Source organism: Cellulomonas sp. P22 (assembly GCF_044392165.1).
On the sequence record NZ_JBISBW010000008.1, the window covers coordinates 19,644 to 37,582 of the forward strand.

12 protein-coding genes are annotated in these 17,939 nt (G+C 72.5%); 10 read left to right on the forward strand and 2 right to left on the reverse strand.

Going from position 1 to position 17,939, the window contains the following annotated elements:
- Positions 1–2: 2 nt before the first annotated feature.
- Positions 3–4,529 carry an ATP-dependent RNA helicase HrpA gene (gene hrpA, locus ACGIF2_RS11020; RefSeq protein ID WP_396046513.1) on the reverse strand — a complete coding sequence of 1,509 codons (4,527 nt, stop codon included), beginning with the start codon at positions 4,527–4,529 and terminating at the stop codon, positions 3–5.
- A 264-nt stretch (positions 4,530–4,793) separates the two neighbouring features.
- Here hrpA and ACGIF2_RS11025 point away from each other — a divergent pair, with 264 nt between their 5' ends.
- From ACGIF2_RS11025 to ACGIF2_RS11035, 3 genes are all read left to right on the forward strand, one after another.
- Entirely contained in the window at positions 4,794–4,949 is a 156-nt protein-coding gene (locus ACGIF2_RS11025; protein WP_396046515.1) for a hypothetical protein, read from the forward strand.
- A gap of 398 nt (positions 4,950–5,347) precedes the next feature.
- Complete coding sequence (locus ACGIF2_RS11030) at positions 5,348–6,319, forward strand: manganese catalase family protein (protein ID WP_396046517.1); 972 nt, start codon at positions 5,348–5,350, stop codon at positions 6,317–6,319.
- A gap of 3 nt (positions 6,320–6,322) precedes the next feature.
- Positions 6,323–6,844, forward strand: coding sequence for a hypothetical protein (locus ACGIF2_RS11035; RefSeq protein WP_396046519.1), 522 nt, complete (start codon positions 6,323–6,325; stop codon positions 6,842–6,844).
- Here the strand turns inward: ACGIF2_RS11035 and ACGIF2_RS11040 are convergent.
- The gene (locus ACGIF2_RS11040) at positions 6,825–7,694 is read right to left on the reverse strand and encodes an alpha/beta fold hydrolase (protein WP_396046521.1); all 870 of its coding nucleotides are present in this window, start codon (positions 7,692–7,694) and stop codon (positions 6,825–6,827) included. The genes ACGIF2_RS11035 and ACGIF2_RS11040 overlap by 20 nt on opposite strands.
- 111 nt (positions 7,695–7,805) lie before the next feature.
- On the opposite strand from ACGIF2_RS11040, the gene ACGIF2_RS11045 reads away from it, so the two are divergent.
- From ACGIF2_RS11045 to ACGIF2_RS11075, 7 genes are all read left to right on the forward strand, one after another.
- Positions 7,806–8,318: an aminoacyl-tRNA deacylase gene (locus ACGIF2_RS11045; RefSeq protein WP_396046523.1), complete on the forward strand. Its 513-nt coding sequence runs from the start codon at positions 7,806–7,808 to the stop codon at positions 8,316–8,318.
- Between the two features lie 152 nt (positions 8,319–8,470).
- A complete protein-coding gene (locus ACGIF2_RS11050; RefSeq protein ID WP_396046525.1) occupies positions 8,471–8,818 on the forward strand; it encodes an STAS domain-containing protein in 348 nt (115 codons plus the stop codon).
- 87 nt (positions 8,819–8,905) lie between these two features.
- Positions 8,906–10,132 carry an exonuclease SbcCD subunit D gene (locus ACGIF2_RS11055; protein ID WP_396046527.1) on the forward strand — a complete coding sequence of 409 codons (1,227 nt, stop codon included), beginning with the start codon at positions 8,906–8,908 and terminating at the stop codon, positions 10,130–10,132.
- Entirely contained in the window at positions 10,132–13,260 is a 3,129-nt protein-coding gene (locus ACGIF2_RS11060) for an AAA family ATPase (RefSeq protein WP_396046529.1), read from the forward strand. Before ACGIF2_RS11055 ends, ACGIF2_RS11060 begins: the two co-directional genes overlap by 1 nt.
- Before the next feature lie 704 nt (positions 13,261–13,964).
- Positions 13,965–14,891, forward strand: coding sequence for a hypothetical protein (locus tag ACGIF2_RS11065; protein WP_396046531.1), 927 nt, complete (start codon positions 13,965–13,967; stop codon positions 14,889–14,891).
- Entirely contained in the window at positions 14,888–16,042 is a 1,155-nt protein-coding gene (locus tag ACGIF2_RS11070; RefSeq protein ID WP_396046533.1) for a peptidoglycan-binding protein, read from the forward strand. The genes ACGIF2_RS11065 and ACGIF2_RS11070 overlap by 4 nt, the downstream gene beginning before the upstream one ends.
- Positions 16,043–17,929 (forward strand): ATP-binding cassette domain-containing protein, encoded by a 1,887-nt coding sequence (locus ACGIF2_RS11075; protein ID WP_396046535.1) that lies wholly within the window; start codon positions 16,043–16,045, stop codon positions 17,927–17,929.
- The last annotated feature ends 10 nt before the right edge of the window (positions 17,930–17,939 follow it).

Here is a 17,939-nt window from a genome sequence, read left to right on the forward strand (position 1 = left end):
GGTCAGGCCTCCGCGAGGGCCTTGCGGATGCGCTTCTCGCTGACCGGGCCGTCGGTGCCGAGCTGCTGCGCGAACAGCGAGACGCGCAGCTCCTCGATCATCCAGCGGACGGCGTCGAACGCGGCCCGGCGATCGGGGTCGACGGCCTGCGTGCGGCTCGCGGTCGCCTCGGCCCGGGCGCGGGCGGTCGTGTACTCGCGGGTCAGCTCCGCGACGGTCCACGCGAGCGACGCGTCCCGGTCGGGGTTCGCGGCGGCCTTGGTGAGCCGGTGCCGGGCGGCGCGCAGGTACCGGGCCAGGTGCGGCAGCCGGGTGATGCCGACCTCCGAGACGAACCCGACGTGCACCAGCCGTGCCGCCTGCTCCCGGACGTCCTGCAACGTGGCCAGCAGCGCGAGGCTCGTCGAGGCGCGCACCTCGGCGTCGAGCTCGCGGGCCGCCCCCAGCACGGCCACCAGGTCCGTGACGGTGCGGTGCACGGTGTCCTCGAGCCGGTCACGGACCGCCGCGCGCAGCTGCGCGTACGCGGCCGCGGTCCGCACCTCGGTGGCCGGGCGTCCCTGCAGGTGCTCGGTGAGCAGGTGGTCGATCGCCGCGAGCTGCACGTCCGCCACCAGCGCGTCGGTGCTCGGGTACGGGCTGGCCGCGAGGGTCAGGGCCTGCTGGCCCGACCATCGCGTGGTCACGCGCGGGGTCGCGAGCCCGACGTCGCGCAGCAGCAGCCGCAGCAGGCCCCGCCGGTGCTCGACGACCTGGGTCGCCGGGTCGGCCAGCACGCGCAGCGCGACGGTGCCGCCGTCCTCCTCGACCAGGGCGGGGTAGCCGCGCACGCGCAGGCCACCCCGGCCGGACGTCTCGACCGTCAGCGGCACGGTGCCGTCGTCGGGCAGGTCCGCAGGCCACTGCGTCAGGCCCGTGCGCTCGGCGATGCCGGGGGAGAGCCGCTCGGTGGCGGGGACCGCGCGGTCCGGCGCGGGGGCGGTGGCGGGGTCAGCGGACGGCTCGGCGACGGGCAGCGTGCCCCCGCCGCGTCCGCGTCGGTCGCCGCGTCCCCCCGCGACCTCGCGCATCGCGTCCCGCACCGCCGTCCGGACAGCTGTGCTCACCGCGTCCTGCGTGCGGTGCGCGAGCCGGCGCTGCAGGCCGATCAGGTCCTTGCCCTCCTCGACCACCCGCCCGTCGTCCTCGACGCGGAACGTGACGCGCAGGTGCGGGGGCAGCTTCTCGTCGTCGAACGCGTCGGGCGGCACCTCGACGTCACGCAGCGCGCGCACGGCCTGCGCGAACGCCTCATGGAAGGACGGGGCCAGCTCACCGGCCCGCACCGTGTCCTCCCAGCTCGCGAGGTGCTCGTCGAACCACGCGACGACGCCGCGCGCCACGTCGGGGGCGGGCACGAGCTGCACGCGCACCGGCTTGGGCAGGGCCCGGATGGTCGCGGTGACGAGCTCCTCGCGCAGGCCGGGCACCATCCAGCCGAAGCCGTCGGGCCGCACCCGCGCGAGCAGCACGAGCGGGACGTGCACGGTGACGCCGTCCGCGTCGGCCCCCGGCTCGAACTGGTACGTCAGCGGCAGCTCGAGGTCGCCCTGCGGCCAGGTCGACGGGAAGTCGGCGTCGCTCACCGTCGCGCCCTCGTCGGCCACGAGCAGCTCGCGCGTGAAGCTCAGCAGATCGGGGTCGGTGCGTCGGGCCGTCTTCCACCACTGGTCGAAGTGCCGCGCCGAGACGACGTCCGCCGGGATGCGCTCGTCGTAGAACGCGAACAGCACCTCGTCGTCCACGACCAGGTCGCGGCGTCGGGCGCGGGCCTCGAGACTCTCCGCCTCGGCGAGCAGGCGACGGTTCTCGTGGAAGAACTCGTGGTGCGTGGTCCACTCGCCCTCGACGAGCGCGTGCCGGATGAACAGCTCGCGCGCGTGCTCGGGGTCGTGCTTGGCGTAGAGCACCCGGCGCTGGGCCACGATCGGCACCCCGTAGAGCAGCACCCGCTCGAGGGCCATCGCCGCACCCTGCTTGGTGGACCACGACGGCTCTGAGTACGTCCTCTTGACCAGGTGCTGCGCGAGCTCCTCGGCCCACTCCGGCTGGATGCGCGCCGCGTCGCGCGCCCACAGCCGCGACGTCTCGACGAGCTCGCCCGCCATGATCCACGCCGGGGGACGCTTCGCCAGCGCCGAGCCCGGGAAGATCGCGAACCGGGCGCCGCGCGCGCCGACATATTCGTTGCGGCCCCGCCGGTCGGGCCGTCCCGTCACCGGCTTCTTGCCCCGGCCGGCCGCAGGAGGCGTGACCTCGGTGGCCTCCTGCATGCCGATCTGGCTCAGCAGACCCGCGAGCAGACTCATGTGGATGCGGTCCGCGTCCCAGTCGAGGCGCAGCGTGCCCGGACCCTCGGCCGTGTCCGAGGCGAGCACGGTCTGGGCCGCGCCGGGGGCGGTGCGGCGGCGGGGTCCGGCGGGGGCGGTCGTACCCGACGGCGTGGTGCCCGACGTCGCGGCGGCCGGCGGGGGGGTGCGCTGCGGCGGCGGGTTCACCACGATGCCGAGCGGCTTGGCGAGCTCGCGCAGCTGCGTGACGACGTCCTGCCACTCGCGGATGCGCAGGTGGTTGAGGTGCTCCGCCTTGCACATGCGGCGGAACGCCGAGCCCGACAGCTCGCGCTGCTGCTCCTTGAGGTACTGCCACAGGTTCAGGTACGTGAGGAAGTCCGACGTGGGGTCCGCGAACCGCGCGTGCTGCTGGTCGGCCTGCGCGCGCTGCTCCATCGGGCGCTCGCGCGGGTCCTGGATGGACAGGGCGGCGGCGATGATCATGACCTCGCGGGCGACCCCGCGGCGTCCGGCCTCGACGATCATCCGGCCGAGGCGCGGGTCCATGGGCAGCTGGGCCAGGTCGCGGCCCACCTTCGTCAGGCCGGCGCCGGCGTCGTCCCCGGCACCGAGGGCCCCGAGCTCGGTGAGCAGCTGCGTGCCGTCGCGCACCGCGCGCGTGTCCGGCGGGTCCACGAACGGGAACTTCGCGATGTCGTCGGGCGTGGTCGCGACGCCCACCGCGATCATCTGCAGGATCACCGACGCGAGCGACGTGCGCAGGATCTCCGGCTCGGTGAACTCGGGCCGCGACTCGAAGTCCTGATGCGAGTACAGCCGGATCGCGATGCCGTCCGCGACGCGCCCGCACCGGCCCGAGCGCTGGTTGGCCGACGCCTGCGAGATCGGCTCGATCGGCAGCCGCTGCACCTTCGTGGCCTTCGAGTACCGCGAGATGCGCGCCGTGCCCGGGTCGATCACGTACCGGATGCCCGGCACGGTCAGCGACGTCTCGGCGACGTTCGTGGCCAGCACCACGCGGCGGTTGCCGTGCTGCTGGAACACCCGGTGCTGCTCGGCCGCCGACAGCCGCCCGTACAGCGGCAGGATCTCCACGGCGTCGGGCCGGCGCAGGTCGTTCGCCCGCTCACCCAGGTGCGAGCGCAGCGCCTCCTCGGCGTCGCGGATCTCCCGCTCGCCCGAGAAGAACACGAGGATGTCGCCCGGCCCCTCGGCGGCGAGCTCGTCGAAGGCCTCGCAGATCGCCGTCAGCGGGTCGCGGTCCTCGACCTCACGCTGTTTCTTCCCGCCGCGCGGCGCGGCCTTGAGCGCGCCCTGCTCCCCGGGCTCAGGTTCGGGCTCCGGGTCGGGGGTCAGCGGGCGGTAGCGGACCTCGACCGGGTACGTGCGGCCCGTGACCTCGATGACGGGGGCCGGGACACCGTCCGGGTGCTCGGGGGTGGGCGGTCCGGAGAAGTGCCGCGCGAACCGCTCCGAGTCGATCGTCGCGGACGTGATGACGACCTTCAGGTCCGGGCGCTGCGGCAGCAGCCGCGTCAGGTACCCCAGCAGGAAGTCGATGTTGAGCGAGCGCTCGTGCGCCTCGTCGATGATCAGCGTGTCGTAGCCGCGCAGCATCGGGTCGCGCTGGATCTGCGCGAGCAGGATGCCGTCGGTCATCACCTTGACGAGCGTCCGCTCGCTCGACTCGTCGGTGAACCGCACCTGGTAGCCCACGAGCTCGCCGATCGACGTGCCCAGCTCCTCGGCGATGCGCTCCGCGACCGTGCGCGCCGCGATGCGCCGGGGCTGCGTGTGCCCGATCTGCCCCTCGCGACCCCGGCCCAGGTCGAGCGCGATCTTGGGCAGCTGCGTGGTCTTCCCCGAGCCGGTCTCGCCCGCGACGATCACCACCTGGTGGTCACGGATCGCCGCCGCGATGTCCTCGCGGCGGGCCGACACCGGCAGCTGCTCGGGATACGTGATGGGCGGGACGACCACGTCGCGGCGGGCCTGCGCGCGGCGCTCGCGGCGGTGACCACCGTCCGACTGGTCGGGGCGCGAGGAGTCGCGGGCCGGTGGCGTGGTCGCTGAGGTCGCAGAGGTCGCGGGCGGGTCGGTGCGTGGGCGACGACGGGGAGGACGGCGTCGCCGAGCCGGGCGGGAACCGGGGTCGGTCCCCTCCGGTCTGGGCTGATGGTCTCCGGCGGTGCTCACGACGGCCCATTCTCCCTGGTGAACCTGCGAGCCGTCGCCCACAATCTCCGGCGCGGGTCGCCGCGGCGGTTGGCCGCCGTGGACACTCGGTCCGCTGACCCACCGGGCCGAGCCCTCTTCCTGCCTCGTCCGGCCGGGGCGGCCCACCGTTCGTCCGGATCGTCCGGAGCACTTGTGGCAAGTGGGTGAGTGCGTGCGTGAAACACCTTCGTGCGGGCCCAAAATGCGTGGCCAGGCGAGCGCCCGATCAGTATTGTTTGCTGCGTGAACATCAACACCTCGCGAAAGTCGGACGCCACCCCTGTCCGCCGCGCACGCCGCCGCCCCATGATCCTCTCGAGCCGTGCTCTCACCGCAGCCGAACGCCGCGACATGGCCCATCTGATCGGCCTGTCGGGGATGACGCCGTTCGTTCGCTGACCTGCACCGGACCCGATGACGGGCCCGAACTGACCACATGCCCAGCCGCCCTCGGGGTCTGCTGGGCATCGTGCTGTCGGGGCGGTGCCGGGGCGCTGCAGAATGCGTGACCGTGACAGCTTTCTCCGCTCGAGCAAATCAAGGGATGATTTTCGGGCTCGGGCCCTCGGAGAATTCGACCCATGAATTCGTTGCCCGCCTGACCGCTCGCGCGAGCACGTCGACCCGTGCGTCGCGGCCCACGCCATACGCCAGGTCGACGACGACCTCGCCGAGCTGGATACGATCGGGCTTTAGTGGGTGAAACCCCCCAGATGCGACATCGACCCTCCCGGGCCACTGTGGTTCTGCGCCCTCGTCGTCAGGCGGGGTGATGACTCAGCGCGGAGGAGACAGCTATGTACCTGCACGTGCAGAGGTTGATCAACGAGATCGTCGCCGACGAGCCGGATCCGGCCGCCGCGAACGCCTTGCAGGAGGGGCTGGGCGGTCAGTTCGGCGAGATGCGCACGATGATGCAGTACCTGTTCCAAAGCATCAACTTCCGAGGTCCGGACGCGAAGCCGTACCGGGACCTGCTGCAGGGCGTCGGCACGGAGGAGATCAGCCATGTGGAGCTGATCGGCACCACGATCGCCCGGCTCCTGGACGGTTCGCCCCGCTACCAGGGCAGCCCGACCGACCCGCTGGACACCCCCGGAGCCGGGGGCGCCACGCCGTTGGCCATCGCGCTGGACCAGAGCAACATCCATCACTACCTGGTCGCAGCCCAGGGTGCGCGGCCGGTGGACGCCGCGGGCAACCCGTGGAGCGGCTCCTACGTCTACAACTCGGGCAACCTCGTCCTGGACCTGCTGTACAACCTGATGCTGGAGTCCACCGGGCGGCTGCAGAAGTGCCGCATCTACGAGATGACAGCGAACAAGACGGCGCGCTCGACCGTCGCGTACCTGATCGTGCGGGACCAGGCGCACGAGAACGCCTATGCCCGGGCGCTGGAGACCTTGGGCGTCGACTGGGCGAAGGTGCTGCCGATCCCGAAGACGAACGCCGAGAAGTTCCCCGAGGTCAAGAAGCTCCTCGACCTGGGTCTGCAGAGCAAGCAGTACACGTTCGACCTGGCCGCGCAGTCCGAGGCCGGGAAGATCTTCCAGGGGATGTCCCCGTCCAAGGACGGCACCGAGCTCGACGCCAGCGAGCAGGCGCCCGTGGGTGTCCCGTCGACCATCGCGGTCGAACGCGTCGAAGAGTTCTCGCCCGGCCTGGACCCCGAGCTGCTGGCCCTGATCCAGGCGACGGCAGACCTGGAGATGTCCGACGTCCAGCCCCTGTACGGTCCGGTCGCCCCCGCACCTCGGACGGCCCTCTGACCGATGAGAGACGTCGACCGGCAGCTCCTGCGCATCTACCTGAGCGACCACGTGGCCGGCGCGACCGCTGGTGCTGGCCGCATCGAGCGGATGGCGCGGGCGTACGCGGACACGCCGCTGGGCCCGAGCCTCGCCGACATCGCAGCCCAGATCGCCGGCGAGCGGGAGTGGCTCATCGACACCGCCGCCTCACTGGGGGTGCATCTGGCGCGGTGGAAGCAGGCCGGGCTGTGGGTGGGTGAGCGCGTCGGGCGGCTCAAGACCAACGGCAGGGTGGTGCGCACGTCACCGCTGACCGCACTGCTCGAGCTCGAGCTCATGCGGTCAGCGGTGGTCGGGAAGCGGAGCTGCTGGCAGACCCTGCTGGAGTGGTCGGGCGAGCTCGGCATCTCCCCGCAACGCCTGGACGAGCTCACCGTGGCCGCCGACCAGCAGATCGCGGAGCTGGACCGGCTCGCGACCATCGCGCGGAGGCGTGCCCTGCTCGATGACCGGACGGCGCCGCTCAGGTCCGCGGGCGGGTGACCGCCGGGACGTCCCTCGCCAGCAGCCAGACCATCGCGTCGGCACACGCGTGGAGCACCGAGATGTGACCGTCCTCGGGGTGCCGCCAGACCTCGACGTCCGGCAACGCGGACGCCAGCAGGTCGACGTGCGCGGGGGGCACCACACGGTCCCGCCCGCCCTGCACCAGCAGGGCGGGCGCACCGACCTGCGCCAGGTCGAACCCCCAGGCGCGGGCGAACGCGACGTCGTCGTCCACCAGCCCACCCGGCCACGCCTCGCCCGCGTGCGAGGCGTCGTCGCCCAACGAGGCCCAGGCTCCGGCCAGGGCCGCCCAGTCGGCGTCGGTGAACGAGGTCGGGTCGAACTCCGCGGTCTGCGCGTAGCGGGCTCGCGCTTCCCGGCCGGTGGCGGCCGCCCGAAGGCCGCCGAGGTCGGCCATGCCGGTGTACCAGTCCTCCCGCCCGGTGGGTGGGGCGATCGCGGCGAGGCACGCCACGGCCGTGACGCGATCGGGCAGCAGTGCCGCGCACGCGAGGGCGTGCGGCCCGCCGCCCGAAGCGCCCATCACCGTGAACCGCTCGATGCGCAGCGCGTCGGCTAGCTGGGCGACGTCGTCCGCCGCCCCCGCGACGTCCCGGCCCGGTGCCGCGGTGGAGCCGCCGTAGCCGGGCCGCGCGTACGAGACGAGCCGCAGCCCGGTGGCGGCCGCGGCGGCCACGAGCGGGGGGAGCAGCGTGCCGCTCTGCGGTGAGCCGTGGTGCCAGAGGACCGTCGGGCGGGCGTCGTCGGACGTGCCGACGTCGTGGGCACGCAGCGTGCGCCCGTCACGCAGGGTGATGTCGTGCACGATCCCGATCGGCTCGGCCATGACGCGAGGCTAGCGACCGGCACCCAGCCCGGCGATCGACAGGCTCGGGCTACGTCGCGAGCGTCGTCGAGTTCCCGTCGCGGGCCACGGGTCTTTCGTACGCTGGGTCGCATGAGCGAGCCTGCCACGCAGCCCGGACCCGCCGAGTCGTCAGGGGAGGAGCGCGCCGCGCAGGCGCTCGCCGCGTCGGGCATCGCGCACCGGGTCGTCCACCACGGGCGCGTGTCCTCGCTCGCGGAGGCTGCCGCGGCACGGGGCGTCGAACAGGACGCGCTGATCAAGTCGATCGTGGTGCGCCGCGGCGAGGACGACTACCTGTTCGTGCTGGTCCCCGGTGGGCGGACGATCTCGTGGCCGCGGCTGCGCGCGCTGCTGGGCGTGAACCGCCTGTCGATGCCCGACGCGGCGACCGCGAAGGACGTGACCGGCTACGAGCGCGGCACGATCACCCCGTTCGGGTCGCTGCGCGCCTGGCCCGTGGTGGCCGACGAGCGGGTCCTGGGCCGTGAGGTGTCGATCGGCGCGGGTGGCCACGGGGTCGGCGCGACGGTCGACGGGACGGCGCTGGTCGCGGTGCTCGGGGCCACGGTCGCGGACGTGACCGACCCGGAACCGGCCACCTGAGGGGAACTGCCGGACGGCCATCTGACGTTCTCCTGCTGGAGGACAGCACGCCGCGCGGGTGTCGGGGTCGGCAGGTAGCGTCGGGGGCCGGTCCTTCCGGGACCCTCGCGTCCCGACCGTGGGACGTGCCAGAACAGCAAGGCTGGAGAACGATGCACCTGATCGAGAAGAACGGTGCTGCGGGCGGCATCGGGGTGGCCGACGTCGACGACGTCACCGTCGTCACGATGCAGGGGGAGGTCGACGCGGCCCTCCGTGAGCAGGCCAGCGAGTCGATGGCCGCGGCGCTGACCAGCCCGCTCCGCGTCGTGATCGACGTGAGCGACGTGACGTTCATCGACTCGTCGGGTCTCGCGTTCGTGCTGCAGCTGCACCTCGCGGCGACCGAGACCGGCCGACGCGTGACCCTGCACGACCCGCACGGCACGGTCACCGACCTGCTGGCCATGATCGGCATGGCGGACGAGATCCAGCCCGAGGGCGACCCCGTCCGCGCCTGAGCCACCCCCAGCGCCGCGCCGTCGGGGGCGCAGACGGCCGGGCGGCGCGGCGCGGCGCGGGTCAGGGGCGTCGGCTAGGTTCACGGCATGCGGCTCCTGCACACCTCCGACTGGCACCTGGGTCGCACGTTGCACGGGGTGGACCTGCTGGACCACCAGGCCGCGCACCTCGACCACCTCGTCGAGGTCGTGCGCAGCGAGCAGGTCGACGCGGTCCTCGTGGCGGGGGACGTGTACGACCGCGCGGTGCCCCCGGTCGAGGCCGTCACCCTGCTCTCGGACACCCTCGCCCGCCTCGCCGAGGTCACCACCGTCGTCCTCACCCCCGGCAACCACGACTCGGCCGCCCGCCTCGGCTTCGGCGCCGCCCTGATGCGCGAGCGCGTCCGTGTCAGGTCCCGCGTCGCGGGGGTCGCCGACCCGGTGGTGCTGCCCGACGAGCGCGGCGACACCCTCGTGTACGGGATGCCGTACCTGGACCCCGACGTGGTGCGCCACGACCTGGCCGAGCCGGGCGCCGAGCCCCTGGCCCGCTCGCACGAGGCCGTCGTCACGGCGGCCATGGCCCGCATCCGCGCCGACCTGGCGCGCCGTGTGGCGGGCGCCGCCCACACCGGAGCCCCCCGACCCCGCGCGGTCGTCGTCGCGCACGCGTTCGTGGTGGGCGGTGAGCCCTCCGACTCCGAGCGGGACATCCGTGTAGGAGGCGTCGACGCGGTGCCGGCGGGCGTGTTCGCCGGGGTCGACTACGTCGCGCTGGGGCACCTGCACGGTGCGCAGCGCATCGGCGCCGGGCTGCCCGGTGCGCCGCTGCTGCGGTACTCCGGCTCGCCGCTCGCGTACTCGTTCTCCGAGCTGCGGCAGACGAAGTCGACGGTGCTGCTCGACCTCGACCTCGACGCCGCGCTCCGCGCGCCCGACGACGCGCCCCTCGGCGTCGGCGTGAGCCTCGTCGCGGCACCCGTGCCGCGCCGGCTCGCGGAGCTCACGGGCCCGCTCGAGCACCTGCTCGGCGCCGCGGGCGAGGCGCACGTCGAGGACTGGCTGCGGGTGACGGTGACCGATCCGCACCGCCCCGAGGACCTGTACGGCCGGGTCCGCGCCCGCTTCCCGCACGCGCTGGTGGTGCAGCACCGGCCCCCCGAACGGGTCGGCTCCGGGGTCCGCACCGGGGTGGTGACAGCGGCCCACGACGTGCTCGAGGTCGCCACGGAGTTCGTCGAGCACGTGAGCGGCGCCGAACCCACGCAGGCCGAAGCCGACGTGCTGCGCCGCGCGTACGAGCAGGTCACCGCGGCCGAGCGGAGCGCCTGATGCACCTGCGCACGCTCGAGCTGCAGGCCATCGGGCCGTTCGCCGGGTCGTTCACCATCGACTTCGCCGCGCTGGGCGCCTCGGGGCTGTTCCTGCTCGAGGGCCCCACCGGGGCCGGCAAGTCGACCATCATCGACGCGATCGTGTTCGCGCTGTACGGCAAGGTCGCCTCACCGTCCGCCAGCGAGGACCGGCTGCGCTCCGCGTTCGCCCCCGAGCACGTCGAGAGCCTGGTCGACCTGGTCTTCGAGACCGGCGCCGGTGTCTTCCGGGTGCGCCGCACCCCGGCGTACGACCGGCCCAAGAAGCGCGGCCACGGCACCGTGCGCCAGCAGTCGAGCGTCAAGCTGTGGCGGCTCCCGGCCGACCTGGACGCGGACCCGGGCGCGGACGGCGGTCCCGTGGGGGAGATCCTCTCGACCAGGCCCGACGAGGCGGGGGCCGAGCTGCAGCGCATCATCGGCCTCGACCGCACCCAGTTCGTGCAGACGATCGTGCTGCCGCAGGGCGAGTTCGCGAGCTTCCTGCGGGCCGACCCCGAGCACCGGCGCTCGCTGCTGCAGAAGATCTTCGGCACCGAGGTGTACGAGCGCGTCCAGCAGCGGCTCGAGGAGATGCGCCGCGAGGTGCAGCGCGCGGTGAGCGACGCGCGGGGCGACCTGCGCAGCGCCGCGGCCCACTTCGCGGGGGCCGCGTCGCTCGACGTCGAGGCGGCCCGGGCCCTCGAGGAGGCCGCAGACGAGGGGTCGACGCAGGCCGTCGAGCTCGCGCAGGGGCACGTCGACCACCTCGCGGAGGTCGCCGATCGGCTCGAGGTCCAGCGGGTGGCCGCCGACGCGGCGCTCGAGGAGGCCCGCCGGGAGGTCGACCGGCTCACCGGCACCGTCGCAGCCCTCGCGCGGCGCGCCGACCTGCGCGCCGAGCAGCAGCGGCTCGACGAGCTCGCCGGGACCCATCGCGAGGACGTCGAGCGGTACGAGCGGGCGCGGCGCGCGCTCGCGGTCCGCGCACTGGTGCACGGGCTCGACTCGGCCGAGGCTGCCCTCGCAGCGGCCGAGGAGGCGGTCCGCGTCGCGGTGGACGACGCCCCCGAGGACCTGCTGCCGCCCCAGACGCGCGCGTTCGGGCTGCTCGGGCACCGCCCCCAGCAGCTGCCGGGGGACGAGGACGCCGATCCCGGCCGGGTGTCTGTGCAGCTCCGCGAGACGCTCACGGCCGAGCGGTCGCGCGCCGAACGGACCGCGGCGACGCTGACCCGGCTCGTCGTGCTCGAGTCGGAGCTGCCCGATCGGCACCGTGCGGTGCGCGACCTGCGCCTGTCGGTCGACAGCGCGCGCACGGAGGCGCAGCGGCTCGCGGTCGAGCTCACCAGTCGCCCCGCCGAGCGTGCGGACCTCGTGGCCGAGCTCGCGACCGCGACCGAGCTCGTGAGCGAGCTCGGTGCCCGACGCGCCGAGCAGCGGGCGGCCGAGGCTGTGCTCGCCGCCGCGGGCGTCGCCGAGCGCACCGCCGAGGAGCTCGCGACGGCAGTCCCGGCGCGCGACGCCGCAGCCGCCGCGGCGCACCGGGCCGTCGAGCACGAGGCCCGCGCCCGTGACGCCCGGATCGCGGGGATCGCGGGTGAGCTCGCGGGCGGCCTGGCCCCCGGGGAGCCGTGCCCGGTGTGTGGCGCGCGCGAGCACCCAGCGAAGGCCGACCACGCGGAGGACCGCACGAGCCCGGAGGACGTCGACCGCGCGACCCATGAGCGGGCCCACGCCGAGGAGGTCCTGGCCGAGCGTGCCGCTGAGGTCGTGGCGCTGACCGAGCGCCTGGCGGGGGCCCGCGAGGGTGCGGGCGGCCTGAGCCTCGAGGAGGCCAGGAGCAGGGTCGCCGAGGCCCGCATCCTCGTCACGATGGCCGAGTCGGGCGAGGCCGCCCGGGCGCGCGCTCTGGACGCGCTCGCGGTCCACGACGAGGAGACCGAGATCGCGCGGGGCCGTCGCGGGGAGCTCGAGCAGCTCGCCGCGGCGGAGCAGGCCCGGCTGGCCAGCCTCGAGGCCGAGCTCGAGCGCGACAGCCAGGAGGTGGCCGAGGCCCGGGACGACCATCCGACCGTGCAGGCGCGGCAGCGGGCCCTGGCCCGGCGCACAGCCGCTGCGACCCGCGTGATCGACGCGCTCGCCGAGGTGGACCGGGCGTCCCGTGACCGCGACGTGCGGGTCGCCGAGCTGACCCGGGGTCTCGAGGAGCAGGGCTTCTTCGAGGTCGACGACGCGCGCGCCTCGCTGCTCGACCCCCCGGTCCTCGCCGAGCTCGAGGCGACGGTGCGCGCGCACCAGGCAGCGGTCGAACGGGTGCGCACCGGGCTGGCCGACCCGGCGCTCGCGGACCTGCCCGACGACGCAGAGGACGCCGACGCGCTCGGCTCTCAGCTCGCGGCGGCCCGCGCGCTGCACGTCGAGCGCCGCGAGCTGGCGGCCCGGATCACGGGCGCGGTGACCATCGCGGCCGAGCGGGTCGCGCTGGCGCGGGCGTCCCTCGCGCAGGTCGTGGCGGCGTCGACAGCGCTCGGGACGGCGCTGGCCGACGCCGCACCGGTGGTGCGCATGGCGGGGCTCGCGGCGGCTGCGGGCGGGGACAACGCGCGGGCGCTGACCCTCGCGACGTACGTGCTGGTGCGGCGCTTCGAGGACGTGGTGGCCGCGGCCAACGAACGGCTGCTGCTCATGTCCGACGGACGCTTCGAGCTCGTGCGCAGCGACGAGCGCGAGGACGTGCGCTCACGGCGCACCGGCCTGTCGATGCGGGTCGTGGACCACCGCACCGAGACGGCCCGCGACCCCCGCACCCTCTCGGGCGGGGAGACGTTCTACGTGTCGTTGTGCCTCGCGCTCGGCATGGCCGACGTGGTGACCGCCGAGGCGGGCGGCATCGACCTGGGCACGCTGTTCGTCGACGAGGGCTTCGGGTCGCTCGACCCGCACACGCTCGACGCCGTGCTCGCCGAGCTGGGCAGGCTGCGGGCCGGTGGCCGCGTGGTGGGCGTCGTCTCGCACGTCGAGGCGCTCAAGGCCTCGATCGCCGAGCGCATCGAGGTGCGCCGGCTGCCCGACGGGTCGAGCACGCTCGCGGTGCGCGCGGGCTGAGGCAGCGCCGGGCCGGGGCCGCCGGCGCAGCGTGCGGTCAGGGTCCCGGTGCCGGCGAGCCGTCGGTCCCGTCGAACTTGGCTCGGGGGCGGAGGGACGGCGGTCACGAGGCTCGACGAGGTACGGGCACCGTGCCACCCGGCCTGACGCTCGTTGTCCGGGTTCGACCGCCGGCTGATCGCGCCGGACACCTGCGTGCGTCGAGACCGAGGGTGTAGAGAGCGGCCATCGACAGGCCCAACATCAAGCCGCATTTCCGCTCCGCACCCGCGTCGATCCTGCTAGCGTCTTTGCTGCCGCCATGACGACAGTCAACAATGTGATGACGGCGTCTGACGAGATGGATTGGTCCTGTCGTCCATGTAAAGCGGTTCGCTGTCTCGCGTGAAATGTTATCTACCCAATGTGCCGCGCGCTTCGGGCGAAACACTGTCGCTGCGACGTCCGCCCAGAACCATGTACGCGTTCAATAGACCGAGTTGCTCGTGCTACAGCTTTGGGAACCCTTAATGGTGCCTGGCGAATGGAACCTGAGTGGCGAAGTGGGGAACGTGGCGTGAGGCGGCCTCGACGAATTCGACAAGGCCTCACGAGCGCTGCGTTCGTCAGTTGCCTGGGCGGCTGCCAGAGCTGATCGCAACACAGTCAGTCACTCGACCGCGGCGTATGTGCGTGGTGCATTCGCGTCGCGAAGGAGAATCTCGATGACCAAGCATGGTTCTGATGCAGTTCTCCTCCGCAGCTCCGCAGCCGGCATGGCGCTCATCGCCGTGCTCTCGGTGTCCGCCTGCTCCGGATCGGACGCCGACGCCGACGTCTCCAGCGTCGCGGGCGCCCTACCGGCCAAGGACATCGACCGATGGGTCATGCCGGTTGACCAGTACGTCCCGCAGCATCAGCTGATGCTCGACTATGCCGAGAACGTGCTCGTCAGTGAGTGCATGGCGGCCGCCGGGTACACCTGGGCGGTTCCAGCCTTCGACATCCACGCCCCGGCGTCCCCGACCAGCAACGCCGTCAACCGCCAACTCTTCGGCCAGGAGATCGCCGCGACCTGGGGTTATCTTCCCGCTCCCAGCACACAGCAGAACGCGGCGGCACAGGAGGCGGCCGTGACTCAGCCGCTCCCCGAAGGATCGGACGACCAGTTCTGGCAGTGCGTCTCCGACGTGCGTGCCGACCAGCTTCCGCCCGCGTCGAGCGAGGCCATGAACTTCGCCTCCTCCCTTGGTATGGCGGCCGACCAGGCTGTTCGTGTGGACAGCGATGTGCTGGCGGCAGCCGACCGGTGGAGTGCATGCATGGAGCCGCTGGGCATCTCGGACCTGCCAGATGTGCCATCAGAGATGCCCTCGGAGTCACTCCGGAGCCAGTTCGGCAGGGGTGAGAGGGCAGCGGAAGCAGTACCACCAGCCGAGTCCACCGCCAGCGCACGGGAGATTGAGATCGCGACGTTCGACGCCGCGTGCCGAGACTCCTCGGGCTGGAGCGAGGCTCGCTACGAGGCGGAGTGGGAGCTTCAGGTGACCGCGGTGCAGCAGAACGTCGATGTGCTCGAGCGCATCCTGGACGAGAACCGAGAGGTCGAGGAGCGCGCGCTGGCCGTCCTGGCTGAGCGTGGGCTCGGATGACCGCCCACGGTCCTCATCGTGGGGCGCGCCTTGTCATCGTGGCGCTCGTGGTCGGGATCGGCGCCGCAGGGGCGGCGGGTTGGGTGGCGGCCTCGTACTTCCAGTCGCCGGCTCAACGTGAAGCAGCGGCGTCCGCGCCACCGGCTGGCCCGGTGTCGGTCCCCGTCGTCTCGGAGGCGCTCGAGGAGACCGCTTCGGCACGCGGTGTCGTCATGCAGTCGTCGACCCAGACGATCGCCCTGGTCCCGGTGGGCACCGTGGCGGTGGTGACCGAGGCGCCCACGCTCGTGGGTTCGACGGTCCAGTCCGGCCAGGTGCTGACCGAGGTGAATGGCCGACCCGTCATGGCACTGCCAGGGCGATTCGCCTACTACCGCGACCTGGTGCCCGGCGACGAGGGTCCGGATGTGACGCAGCTCCAGTCTGCTCTCGCCGCGACCGGCTACGCGGTCCGCGCCGATGGAGTCTTCGGGTCGAGCACCGAGCGGGCTGTCAAAGAGCTCTATCGGAAGGCCGGATACACGGTACCCGACGAGGAAGTCGAGGTCCCGGCGCCATCCGTTGCAGTGGACGATCCAGCGCCCGCACCGGCAACGGCGCGACGAATGGTCGTACCCGTCAGTGAGATCACCGCGATCCAGTCGCTTCCCGCGACGGCGGTGACGCTCCCGGCCGTCGGGACGTCTCTCGGCGGAGACCCCGTCTCCGTCGGTCTCACGTCCGGTGATCTCGTCGGACAGATCAATGTCGCGGGATCGCTCTTGGTCCGGCTCACTGATCAGACACCCGTCAGGCTTTCGCGTGCCGACGGGAACCAGATCGCGGCGACCATCGTCACGCTGCCTCCGGTGAGCGACCAGACCGAGGTTGCGATCACCGTGCGACCAACCGAAGGGTTCACTGCCGATTGGCTCGGCGCGGACATTCTTGCGGTGTTTGTCCTGCAAGAGGTTCAGGGGCAGTCGCTGGTGGTGCCGACCGCCGCAGTCGTCCCGGGCGGGAACGACCCGTCCAGCGTCCTGCTGCAGCAGGACAACGGCTCGTTCCGCGCGGTCCCGGTGACCGAGCTCGGCACGTTGGGTGGTCGGACCGCGGTTGCTCCCATCGAGGCTGGAGCCTTGATCGCAGGTGACTTGGTCAGGGTGGACTAGATGCCGGACCTTGAACTGAGAGACGTGCGTCGGGTCTTTGCCGGTACGCCCGCCGTGACGGCGCTCGACGGCGTGACCATGACCATCACCCAGGGGGAGTTCGTCGCGATCGTCGGACCGTCTGGCGGAGGGAAGTCCACGCTGCTCAACATTCTTGGCCTCCTCGACGCACCCACCGAAGGCAGCTATCTGATCGGCGGTGTGGACACCGCCGGAATGAGTGACAGTGCGCGCACTCGGCATCGGAGCGACACGTTCGCCTTCGTGTTCCAGGCGTTCCATCTGCTGGAGCGACGGCCCGTGACCGCCAGCGTGGAGCTGGGGCTCATGTATCGCGGAGTGAAGGTGTCGGAGCGTGCCCGGCTCGCGCGCGAGGCGCTCGGGCGAGTTGGGCTCGGAGGCTTTCCTGACCGGGACTCATCACTGCTGTCCGGAGGTGAACGTCAGAGGGTTGCGCTGGCTCGAGCGCTCGCGACCACGGCACCGGTGCTCCTCGCGGACGAGCCCACGGGCAACCTTGACTCGGCCACGAGTGCCACGGTCGTCGAGTATCTGCGTCAGGTGCACCAGTCCGGAGTCACTGTCGTCCTGGTGACGCATGACCTGTCGGTCGCGGCGGTCGCGGACCGGCAGGTCTTCGTCCGTGACGGTCGACTGGTCGACCAGTCTCCCGTGAGCTCTGGCGCCGCGCTCGCGGCTTCTCCGACGTCTCCTCCCGGCCGCGGTGCCGTACTCAGGCGTACGGACGTCTTGCGTGACGCGATCGGATCGCTCGTGTCTCGGCGGGGCCGCACCCTGGGCCTCGTGACGGCGGTCGCCGTGGGAGTCGCTCTGGTCATCGCCACTCTGGGGTTGTCCCAATCCGCCCGAAGTCAGGTGACCGCGAGCTTCGACGCCCACTCGAACAAGCAGGTCACGGTGGCATGGCCACCAGCGTCGACGCCGGATGGATGGGGGCGCGACAGCGAGACGCTTGTCGCCGGACTCGAGGGCCTCGCCGGCGTCACAGCTGCTGGCTTGGTCGACGATCACGGACCGCACTCGCTCCAGCTCTCACTGCAGCGCAAGGCGACCGAACCCACCGTGGTCGGCATCTCCGGGCGCCTGCCCGTGGCGGCTGAGATGGACATCACCTGGTCGGGCGAAGACCGAGTACTGGATGATGACGAGGTGCTGCTCGGCCGCACCTTGGCCACGCAGGTCGCCCTTGGGCCGCTCTCCGGTCGACCTCGGGTGCTGCTCGACGGCCGCGAGGTCAGCGTGGCCGGGATCGTCGAGTCGTCAACCAGGGTGCCTCAGGCGGTCGCCGCCGTCGTCGTCTCGCTGCGTCACGGCGCAGCATTCGGCCAGACGACGTACCGCCGCGCGATCATCATGACTCTCGCCGGTGCCGCACCACAGGTCGCGCAGCAGTCGAGGACGCTCATCGACCCGGCCGACGAGCTTGACCTAGACGTCAGTGCTCCAGTCGACCCCGGGACGCTCCGGGCGGAAGTCGAATCAGATGTGCGGACGACACTGTTGGTGCTCAGTCTCATAGCCGTGGTCGCATCCGTGCTCAGCCTCGGCAACGCCATGGTCATGTCGGTGCTCGACCGTCGACAGGAAATTGGCATGCGGCGGGCGATCGGGGCCCGTGCCCGTCACATCATCGCCCTCGTCCTCCATGAGTCCGCGCTGATCGGTGCCGCCGGCGGTGTGGTGGGACTCGCGCTCGGGTTCGCCGGGATTCTGGGCATCACCATCAGCCAGCAGTGGGCGCCGGTCTTCGACGTGCGCCTGGCTCCGCTCGCCGTTGGTGCCGGAATCGGCATCGGGGCGTTGGGTGGTCTGCTGGCCGCCATCCGTGCAGCACGTATCGACCCGAGCGCGGCGCTGCGACTGTGACCTGAGCTCA